Origin of the sequence: Micromonospora globispora, assembly GCF_003857015.1 — a bacterium.
Classification (GTDB): Bacteria; Actinomycetota; Actinomycetes; order Mycobacteriales; family Micromonosporaceae; genus Micromonospora; species Micromonospora globispora.
On sequence record NZ_QGGF01000416.1, the window covers coordinates 1 to 9123 of the forward strand.

At 71.9% G+C, this 9123-nt stretch carries 10 protein-coding genes and 3 pseudogenes; 5 read left to right on the forward strand and 8 right to left on the reverse strand.

Going from position 1 to position 9123, the window contains the following annotated elements:
* Window positions 1-680 (forward strand): annotated as a pseudogene (locus tag DKL51_RS22500) (tetratricopeptide repeat protein); the annotation flags it as partial.
* A 126-nt stretch (window positions 681-806) separates the two neighbouring features.
* Here the strand turns inward: DKL51_RS22500 and DKL51_RS22505 are convergent.
* The gene (locus tag DKL51_RS22505) at window positions 807-2396 is read right to left on the reverse strand and encodes an MDR family MFS transporter (RefSeq protein ID WP_109945436.1); all 1590 of its coding nucleotides are present in this window, start codon (window positions 2394-2396) and stop codon (window positions 807-809) included.
* Between the two features lie 112 nt (window positions 2397-2508).
* Here DKL51_RS22505 and DKL51_RS22510 point away from each other — a divergent pair, with 112 nt between their 5' ends.
* Complete coding sequence (locus DKL51_RS22510; protein ID WP_109945435.1) at window positions 2509-3078, forward strand: TetR/AcrR family transcriptional regulator; 570 nt, start codon at window positions 2509-2511, stop codon at window positions 3076-3078.
* A gap of 24 nt (window positions 3079-3102) precedes the next feature.
* Here the strand turns inward: DKL51_RS22510 and DKL51_RS22515 are convergent, their stop codons facing one another.
* Together DKL51_RS22515 and DKL51_RS22520 are read right to left on the reverse strand one after the other, a co-directional pair.
* A complete protein-coding gene (locus DKL51_RS22515) occupies window positions 3103-3615 on the reverse strand; it encodes a GNAT family N-acetyltransferase (protein WP_109945434.1) in 513 nt (170 codons plus the stop codon).
* Entirely contained in the window at window positions 3612-3827 is a 216-nt protein-coding gene (locus DKL51_RS22520) for a biotin/lipoyl-binding carrier protein (RefSeq protein ID WP_088973021.1), read from the reverse strand. Before DKL51_RS22520 ends, DKL51_RS22515 begins: the two co-directional genes overlap by 4 nt.
* Before the next feature lie 45 nt (window positions 3828-3872).
* On the opposite strand from DKL51_RS22520, the gene DKL51_RS22525 reads away from it, so the two are divergent.
* The gene (locus DKL51_RS22525) at window positions 3873-4127 is read left to right on the forward strand and encodes a 50S ribosomal protein bL37 (protein WP_109945433.1); all 255 of its coding nucleotides are present in this window, start codon (window positions 3873-3875) and stop codon (window positions 4125-4127) included.
* A 102-nt stretch (window positions 4128-4229) separates the two neighbouring features.
* On the opposite strand, the gene rsrA is transcribed toward DKL51_RS22525, so the two are convergent.
* The 3 genes and pseudogenes from rsrA to DKL51_RS36565 all read right to left on the reverse strand — a co-directional run.
* On the reverse strand, window positions 4230-4517 hold the full coding sequence (rsrA, locus tag DKL51_RS22530) for a mycothiol system anti-sigma-R factor (RefSeq protein ID WP_109945432.1): 288 nt from the start codon (window positions 4515-4517) through the stop codon (window positions 4230-4232).
* Between the two features lie 2 nt (window positions 4518-4519).
* Entirely contained in the window at window positions 4520-5329 is an 810-nt protein-coding gene (locus tag DKL51_RS22535; protein WP_109945445.1) for a sigma-70 family RNA polymerase sigma factor, read from the reverse strand.
* Window positions 5330-5551: 222 nt separating this feature from the next.
* A pseudogene (locus DKL51_RS36565) lies at window positions 5552-5875 on the reverse strand (alpha/beta family hydrolase); the annotation flags it as partial.
* 26 nt (window positions 5876-5901) lie between these two features.
* On the opposite strand from DKL51_RS36565, the gene DKL51_RS22540 reads away from it, so the two are divergent.
* Window positions 5902-6795 (forward strand): GNAT family N-acetyltransferase, encoded by an 894-nt coding sequence (locus DKL51_RS22540; RefSeq protein ID WP_260428622.1) that lies wholly within the window; start codon window positions 5902-5904, stop codon window positions 6793-6795.
* 69 nt (window positions 6796-6864) lie between these two features.
* Here DKL51_RS22540 and DKL51_RS22545 read toward each other — a convergent pair whose 3' ends face one another.
* Window positions 6865-7320 carry a gamma-glutamylcyclotransferase gene (locus DKL51_RS22545; protein ID WP_109942776.1) on the reverse strand — a complete coding sequence of 152 codons (456 nt, stop codon included), beginning with the start codon at window positions 7318-7320 and terminating at the stop codon, window positions 6865-6867.
* Window positions 7321-7426: 106 nt separating this feature from the next.
* Between DKL51_RS22545 and DKL51_RS22550 the strand changes: the two genes are divergently transcribed.
* A complete protein-coding gene (locus DKL51_RS22550) occupies window positions 7427-8830 on the forward strand; it encodes an NAD(P)H-quinone dehydrogenase (protein ID WP_109942775.1) in 1404 nt (467 codons plus the stop codon).
* 81 nt (window positions 8831-8911) lie between these two features.
* On the opposite strand, the pseudogene DKL51_RS22555 reads toward DKL51_RS22550, so the two are convergent.
* Window positions 8912-9067: pseudogene (locus DKL51_RS22555) on the reverse strand (DUF998 domain-containing protein); the annotation flags it as partial.
* Between the last annotated feature and the right edge of the window lie 56 nt (window positions 9068-9123).

The following is a 9123-nucleotide window of genomic DNA, read 5'->3' on the forward strand; positions in this document are numbered from 1 at the left end:
CGCGCCGGGCCACCACCTGCCAGCTCTGGCGGTACGAGGGCACCACCGCCGCGCCCACCCTGCCGGTCCCCTCGGCCGAGGCGGCGGAACGTCTCCGCCAGCTCGCCCACCCGGCCTGGCCCCACCCGCCGGCGGCGTACGACGCGGCGGTGGGCCTGGCCACCGTCGACCTGGCCGATCTGCTCGGCCTGCTGGTGCACCCACCCGAGCCGCCGCCGACCGCGCTGGGCCGGGTGCTCGCCGGCCAGGACCCGTCGCTCTGGGTCCGATGCGTGCAGGTCTGGGCCTGCCTCGGCCTGCTGCACCACCGCACCGACGAGCCGTGGGCGGAGTCCACCCGGCGCCGGGTGCTGGTGGAGCTGGTCTGGGGGGTGGAGGACTGGATCACCGAGGCGGCGCTGTACGCCCTGGTCACCGCCGCCTGGGTCGACCCCGCGGTACGAGACGACGTGGCCGGGGTGGTGGCCGAACGCCTCGCGGACGTGATGGCCGTGGCCCGCGAACGCCGGGTGCCGATCGCCACCTCCCTGGCCCACCTGGCGCTGGCCACCCCGGCCCTCGACCCGGCCACGACGGCCCTGGCCCGTGAACTGATCTCGGGGCCGCCGGCGGCCGCCCCGATCGGCCCGCTGCGCCGCCTCTGGCGCCGGCTCGTCGCCCTCCTCCTCCACCGCCCCTGACCCGCCACACCCTCACCGACCGCCGGCGGCGGGGGCCGGGGGCCGGGGGCAAGATCGACACCAGATCAACATGCGCCGCGGCCGCGCCGTACCCGGGAAGGGTCGGCGCGGCCGCGGCGGGGAGCGTCAGGCGACGGGGGCCTTGCCGAGAGCGGCCTCGGCCTGCTCGTCGGGGCTGGCGGCCGCCGACGGGGCGTCGTTGGTCGAGCGGAGCGGGACCTCCTTGATGAACCAGGCGAGCACCGGCACCGCGACGGTGAAGACCACCGCCCAGAGGAAGACGTGCGAGATGGCGTCGGCCAGGCCACCCAGGACGACCTCGCGCAGCTGCGGCGGCAGCTCCTTGAGCTTCTCCAGGTCCATGCCCCGGCCTTCACCTCCGCCGCCGCTGAACGCGCCGCCGGCCGACGAGTCGGCGAGCCGGTTGGCGAAGATCGCGCCGAAGAGCGAGATGCCGAACGAACCGCCGATCGAGCGGAAGAAGGTGGCTCCACCGCTCGCCGCGCCGAGGTCCTTCTGCTCGACGCTGTTCTGTGCGATCAGCATCGAGGTCTGCATCAGGAAGCCCATGCCCGCGCCGAGCACGACCATGTAGAGCGAGGACGCGGCCTTGCTGGTGTCGACGTCCAGCCGGCTGAGCAGGAACATGCCGGCGGTCATCACCACGCCGCCGACGATCGGGAAGATCCGGTACCGGCCGGTCTTCGTGATCGCCCGGCCGACCACCAGCGAGACGACCAGCATGCCGAACATCAGCGGCAGCAGCAGCAGGCCGCTGTTGGTGGCCGACGCGCCCTGCACGGTCTGCTGGTAGAGCGGCAGGAAGTTCATCGCGCCGAACATCGCGAAGCCGAGCAGGAAGCCGATCACCGAGATCAGGGCGAAGTTGCGGTTGGCGAAGAGCCGGAGCGGCAGGATCGGCTCGGCGGCCCGGCGCTCGACGAACCCGAAGATCACCAGGGCGACCGCCGCGAGGGCGGAGAGGCCGAAGATCTGCGGCGAGGTCCAGTCGTACTCGTTGCCACCCCAGGTGGTGACCAGCACGATCGCGGTGATGCCGACGGAGAGCAGCGCGGCGCCCAGCCAGTCGATCTTGTGCTCGGTGCGGTACTTGGGCAGGTGCATCGTGGTGGCGAGCACCAGCAGCGCCAGACCGCCGAGCGGCAGGTTCACGTAGAACGCCCAGCGCCAGGAGAGGTTGTCGGTGATGAAGCCGCCGACCAGCGGGCCGGCCACCATGGCGATCGCCATGATGCCGGCGATCATGCCCTGGTAGCGGCCCCGCTCCCGGGGCGGCACCAGGTCACCGATGATCGCCATCACGCCGACCATCAGGCCGCCGGCGCCGAGGCCCTGAACGGCCCGGAAGGCGATCAGCTCGATCATGCCGCTGTCGACGCCACCGAAGACACCCGAGCCGGACATGCCGCAGAGCGCCGAGCCGATCAGGAAGATGACCACCGAGGTGAGGAAGACCGTCTTGCGACCGTAGAGGTCACCGAGCTTGCCCCAGATCGGCGTGGAGACCGTGGTCCCCAGGACGTACGCGGTGACCACCCAGGTGAAGTGGTCGACGCCGCCGAATTCCCCCACGATCCGCGGCAGCGCCGTGCTGACGATCATGTTGTCGAGCATCGCGAGCATCATCGCGATCATCAGGCCGAACAGCACGACCCGGACATTGGGCCTCGTAGACGCCTGGGCTGGTTGACTCATGGGTAAGCTCCCCCGAAGACTGTGACCGACTTACTTGCCGCCCGGCTAGTTACCTTACTAGCCGCACGGTAAGTTGGTGGGTAGGAACCGTCAAGCGAGATAGGTGGTAAGGGTGAGGGAGAGCACAGGCGGCACGCGGCAACGCATCCAGGCCGTCGCGCTGGAGCTCTTCACCGAGCAGGGGTACGAGAAGACCTCGCTGCGGGAGATCGCCGAGCGGCTGGGCGTGACCAAGGCCGCCCTCTACTACCACTTCAGGAGCAAGGACGAGATCGTCAACAGTCTCGTCGAGGACCGGCTGCACCGGATGGACGAGCTGATCGCCTGGGCCCAGACCCAGCCGGCCACCCTGGCCACCCGCCGGACGCTGATCGCCACATACGCCGACGCGATGTTCGCCAGCGAACTGCCCTCGGTGATGCGCTTCTTCGAGCAGAACCAGACCGTGCTGAAGAGCCTCGCCGCCGGGCAGCAGATGCGGGACCGGATGCTGCGCCTCGCCCAGGAGCTGTCCCGGGGCGACGACTCCCCCGCCGCGCAACTCCGCGCCGCGCTGACCCTCTTCGCCGTGCACAGCAGCTTCTTCGTGGTGCAACAGCCGCACATCACCGACGAGGAGCGGAAGAAGATCGCGCTGGAGGTCGCCGACGAACTGCTGGCCCGGATCGCCGACGGCGACTGACCCGGCCCGGATCCCGGACGCCGGTCAGCCGCGCATGGTCAGGTCGAGGCGCAGGCCCAGCAGGTCCACGCCGGGCAGCGGCGACCAGTCCTTCTCCGGCACCCGGACGAAGCCCAGCCGCTGGTAGAGCCGCTGCGCCGAGGCGGCCATGCCGCTGCGTACGCAGATCACCACCGCCGAACAGCCCAGCCCGGTGGCCCGGGCCAGGCAGGCGTCGACCAGGGCCGCCCCGGCACCACGCCCCTGGGCGGCCGGATCGACCGCCAGCATCCGGAACTCCGCCTCGCCGGGGCCGGAGAGCTCGGCGTACGGGGTGCCGGGCAGCACGAACGTCACCGCGCCCAGCACCTCACCGGTGGCCTCGTCGACGGCCACCAGCACCTCGCCGGTCTCCGCCCGGGTGGCCACGTCGGCCAGCACCGTGGCATAGCCGTTCTCGCCCTTGAGCTGCCCGTCGGCCTCGTAGGCGGCGACCGTCAGCCGGGCCACCGCCGCGAAGTCCGCCGGGTCGGCGAGGCGAACCGAGACGCCGGTCAATCGATCACCGCGATCAGGTCGCCGTCCTGCACCACGTCCCCCTCGTTGACGGCGAGCTGCTTGACCACGCCGTCCGACTCGGCGACGACCGGGATCTCCATCTTCATCGACTCGAGGATCACCAACGTGTCCCCCTCGGACACGGTGTCCCCGGCCGACGCGACGACCTTCCAGACGTTCGCCACCATCTCGGCGCGGATCTCCTCGGCCATCTCACGGCCCTCCCTCTCCACCGGTGTGTCGAACGGTATCCAATCATGACCCGGATCACCGCGGGCGCGGAGCGGTCGCCGCGCCGCTTTCGGCCCCGCCGGACCACCGGCGGCGCGGGCGGCACTAGCATCAGCGGGTCGGACCCCGGACGCCCGGAGGACCGGTACGCGACCTCCGCCGCGCTCGCCCGCGGTCGGACCGTGACCAACTCAAGGAGGCACAGCATGGCGAAGAAGGCCCGCCGGAAGAAGGCCCGGAGGAAGAACAGCGCGAACCACGGCAAGCGCCCCAACTCCTGATCGGCGGCGGGGCACCCGCCGGAGACGATCGCCCCCGGCGCGAGGCCGGGAGACACCGGTGGCCCGGGTCCGATCGGACCCGGGCCACCGGTCGTACGTACGTCAGTCCGCCAGCTCGCGTGACTCGCTGGTCTCGAAGACCACCAGCTCGGTCAGGCGCACCCGCAGCCGCTCGCGCAGCTGCTCCGGCGCGGTCTCGTTGCCGCAACAGCGGGCAACCAGCGCCTTCACCTCCTGCTCGATGCCGTACTCGCGTAGGCAGGGCCCGCACTCGTCGAGATGGTGGCGGATCAGGGTGCGCCGCTCCTGGCCGCACTCCAAATCCAGGTAGAGGTACACCTCCGCGAGCACCTCGCGGCAGTCCGTCTCGTGCGGCTCTCCACAGCTCACGATCACACCTCCCGGCCGGCGGCGGCGGTCGAGCCCTTCGACGACGGCGCGGAGCTGAAGCCCCGCTCCGCGGCGTACTGCTCGAGCAGCTTGCGCAGATTGCGTCGACCCCGGTGCAGACGCGACATCACGGTGCCGATCGGCGTACCCATGATGTCGGCGACCTCCTTGTAGGAGAAGCCCTCGACGTCGGTCAGGTAGACGGCCAGGCGGAACTCCTCCGGCAGCTGCTGGAGGGCCTCCTTGACGTCGCTGTCCGGCAGCCGGTCCAGCGCCTCGGTCTCGGCAGAGCGCAGCCCGCTGGAGGTGTGCGACTCGGCCTCGGCGAGCTGCCAGTCGGTGATCTCGTCGGTGGGCGCCTGCACAGGCTGGCGCTGCCGCTTGCGGTAGGAGTTGATGTAGGTGTTGGTCAGGATCCGGTAGAGCCAGGCCTTCAGGTTGGTGCCCTGCTCGAACTGGTGGAAGGCGGCGTACGCCTTCAGGTACGTCTCCTGGACCAGGTCCTCTGCATCCGCCGGGTTGCGCGTCATCCGCAGCCCGGCAGCGTAGAGCTGATCGACGAAGGGCATCGCGTCCCGCTCGAAACGGGCCCTGCGCTCGTCCGTCTTCTCGGTGGTCAACCGCACATCCCCTCGCGTCGGATGCTTTCCCGCCGAGGATACGCGTACCCACCTGGGCGCAGATTCACTTCCAGCGGGTGTGCTGGTGCTCACCACCGACCCGTCCGCGGGCCACTCCGGCGCGTCCAGCAGCTGGCGCAGCTGCTGTGCGTCCCGTTCGTCCCGCTCCCGACTCCGTGTCTCGGTCGGCACGGTCACCCCCCTCGGCTGAAAAGTCGTCCGTGGTTGGTAACGCGAGTCGCCGCCCGGCACATTCCGCCCTCCCCACCCGCCTTTCCTGGTCCCGGCCGGCCGCGAACCGACGTTGGGACCAGGAAGGGCCTGGGAGGATGGTGCCAACCGCCCGAACCGGACGCCGACACCATCCGATGCAACGACCTGCGGGTGCCCCCGGTCACGCGGCACGCGGCGGGTTCAGCGGGACACCCGGCTCTGGGCGCGCAGCCAGTCGCGTACCACCGCGGCCGTCCCGGCCGGATCGCGGCGCAGGTCGTGCCGCTCCCCCGGGCGCAGCACCACCTCGACTCCCGGGCCCGGGTCGGGCACGCCGAAGGGGTCGCGGTCACCGTTCACCACGAGCGTGGGCAGCCCGGTGCGCAGTTCGTCCGCCCGGGACCGCTCCGGGCGCCCGGGCGGGTGCAGCGGGAACGCCAGCGCGACGATCCCGGCCGCGCCGACCGCATGCGCGGTGCGGCAGGCGACCCGCGCCCGGCTGGACCGCCCGCCGACCCACCCTGGACGACGCATCCGCGATCCTGAAGGTGGTGCACGCCGCCGACACCTTCGCCGTCGGGTACCCGGACTTCGACGCCGAGGACGTGCGGGAGGCGCTGACCGCCCCGTTCCTCGAACCGGGCCGAGACTCCTGGGTGGTCACCGACCCGGACGGCGTCGTGGTGGCCTGGGCGATCCTCAACAACCCGACCGGGGTGGGCCGGGAGTTCGTCGAGGTCTACGTCGACCCTGAGCGCGGCGAGGCGCTGCGGGCCCCGCTGCTCGCCCGGCAACTCGACCGGATCGCCGAGCGGGCGGCCGAACGCCGGCTCCCCGCGCTGACCGCGCGCACCGCCGTCTTCGCTCCGGAAACCCGCTGGGCGGCGGAACTGGACGAGGCGGGCTTCACCCGGGTCAAGCGGTACGTGCGGATGACCCGTTCGCTGGCCGACCTGCCCGCCGAGCCGCCGCCCCCGCCCGGGATGACCGTCCGGCTGCTGCGCCCCGACGACGAGGCGGACCTGCGGGAGTTCCACCGGATCTTCGACGCCGCGTTCCGGGACACCCCGGACTACGAGCCGGTCGGCTTCGACCGGTGGCGGGAGGCGCTCCCGTCGTCCGGCAAGGTCTGGGACGAGTGGTTCGTCGCCGAGGTCGACGGGAAGCCGGCCGGCGCCCTCCAGTCCTCCGACCAGGCGCTGGAGCAGGACATGGGCTGGGTCAAGACGCTCTCGGTGCTGCCGGCGTACCGGCGGCGAGGGGTGGGGGCGGCGCTGCTGCGCCGCGCCTTCGCGGTCTACGCGGGGAAGGGCCGGACCTCCGCCGGCCTGGGCGTCGACCTGGCCAACCCCACCACCCCGGTGACCCTCTACCGCTCGGTGGGGCTGCGCGAGGTGCGCTGGACCGACATGTACGAGCGGACGGTCGCCGCCGCTGTGTCATAGGCGACCCGGTTCGGGGTCGGCGGGCGGCCGCGGAGCCGGCCGGAGCAGACTGGAGGCGTGCGAAACGCGCTACGCCGACGCGGTGCCGGTGGGGCGGGACCGCAGCTCGGTGACGTAGTCGTCCGGCGCGCCCGCCTTCTCCGCCGCGTTCGCGATCTCCGACAGGTACCACGAGGTCGGCAGGCCGCCCTCGTAGCCGTCGAAGACGTAGACCCAGGCGGTCACGTCGCCGTCCAGCGTCGAGACCCGGACGGTGAGCTTGCGGTAGGTCCCGGCCGTCACGCCCTCGATCTCGTCGAGCTGCGCCGCGTCGTACGGGTGGATGTCGTAGAGCGCCACGAAGACCCGGTCACCCGGGGACTCGACCACGGTGCTGACCGAGCCCTCCCAGCCGATGACGCCCTCGCCCGCGAAGGTGAGCCGCCACCCCTCCAGCCAGCCGGTACCCACCATCGGCGAATGCGGACAGTAGGCGCGCATCCGGGCGGGATCCAGGTTTGAGCCGTAAGCGGCGTAATGACGCACGGCGACGACGATAGCCCGGCCGACGGGTGGGGGAGAATACGACGGTGCGTGTCGAGCGCGATGGGGAGAAGAAAGTCACTGTGACCACTGACGAGGGGCGAGCGCTGTGAGCCAGATCGTGATCATCGGCGGCGGGCCGGCCGGGTACGAGGCGGCGCTGGTCGCCGCCCAGCTGGACGCTGATGTGACCGTGGTCGAGGCCGAGGGGGCGGGCGGTGCCTGCGTGCTCTCCGACTGCGTCCCGTCGAAGACCTTCATCGCCAGCTCAGAGGTGGTCACCGGCTACCGGGACACCGACGAGTTCGGGGTGCACTCCGACGGGCTGGAGGCGGTCACCGTGGACGCCCGCGCGGTGCACGAACGGGTCAAGCGGCTCGCCCTGGCCCAGTCGGCCGACATCCACACCAAGCTCGTCAAGGCCGGGGTGGAGTTCGTGGCCGGGACCGCCCGGCTCGGCGAGGACACGCTCGGTCACACCCACCGGGTGAACGTGACCCCGGCCGGCGGGGGCGAGGAGTACTCCATCGCCGCATCGACGGTGCTGATCGCCACCGGCGCCACCCCCCGCCAGCTCCCCACCGCCGTACCGGACGGGGAGCGCATCCTGACCTGGCGCGAGGTGTACGACCTGCCCGAGCTGCCCGAGCACCTGGTCGTCGTCGGGTCCGGTGTGACCGGCGCCGAGTTCGCCAGCGCGTACCTGGCGATGGGCGTCGAGGTCACCCTGGTCTCCAGCCGGGACCGGGTGATGCCGCACGAGGACCCCGACGCGGCGATGGCCATCGAGCGGGTCTTCCGCAACCGGGGCATGACCATCCTGAACAACTCCCGGGCCGAGGCGGTCCGCCGGATCGGCGACGGGGTGGAGGTGGTGCTCGCCGACGGCCGGATCGTGGTCGGCTCGCACGCGCTGATCGCGGTCGGCTCGATCCCCAACACCGCCAACCTGGGCCTCGCCGAGTACGGCGTCCAGCTCGCCCGCGGCGGCTACGTCACGGTCGACCGGGTGTCCCGCACCAACGTCCCCGGCATCTACGCCGCCGGTGACTGCACCGGGGTGCTGCCGCTGGCCAGCGTCGCCGCGATGCAGGGCCGGATCGCGATGTGGCACGCGCTCGGTGAGGCGGTCCGGCCGCTGCGGCTGCGTACCGTCGCCGCGAACGTCTTCACCGACCCGGAGCTGGCCACCGTCGGTGTCTCGCAGAACGAGGTGGACGCCGGCAAGATCCCGGCGCGCCAGGTGATGCTGCCGCTCTCCGGCAACGCCCGGGCCAAGATGGACGACCTGGCAGACGGCTTCGTCAAGCTCTTCTGCCGCCCGGCCAGCGGCCAGGTGATCGGCGGCGTGGTGGTGGCGCCGAAGGCGAGCGAGCTGATCCTCCCGATCACCATGGCGGTGGAGAACAACCTCACCGTCAACGAGCTCGCCCAGACCATCACCATCTACCCGTCCCTCTCCGGCTCCATCACCGAGGCGGCCCGCCAGCTCATGCTCCACGAACTGGAGTGACCCAGGGCGCCGGGCCAGGATCGCGGCGACCACGGCGAGGAGGGCGACCTCGGCGAGGATGAGCAGCCGTTCGGCGAGGCCGAGCAGGACGCGGTCGCCGGGGTAGGCGGACCAGATCATCGCCGCCGCCAGGCCCAGGCTGGTCAGGGCGAGCCCGCGGAGCCAGCGGGCGGCGCGGCCGCCGAGCCGTCGGGCGAGCAGCCAGCCGGCCAGCGGCAGGGCGAGGAAGGCGACCACCGAGGCGTACCGGTGCAGGTAGGCGGCGGTGAAGTCCGGACCGAGGTACGCGCCGT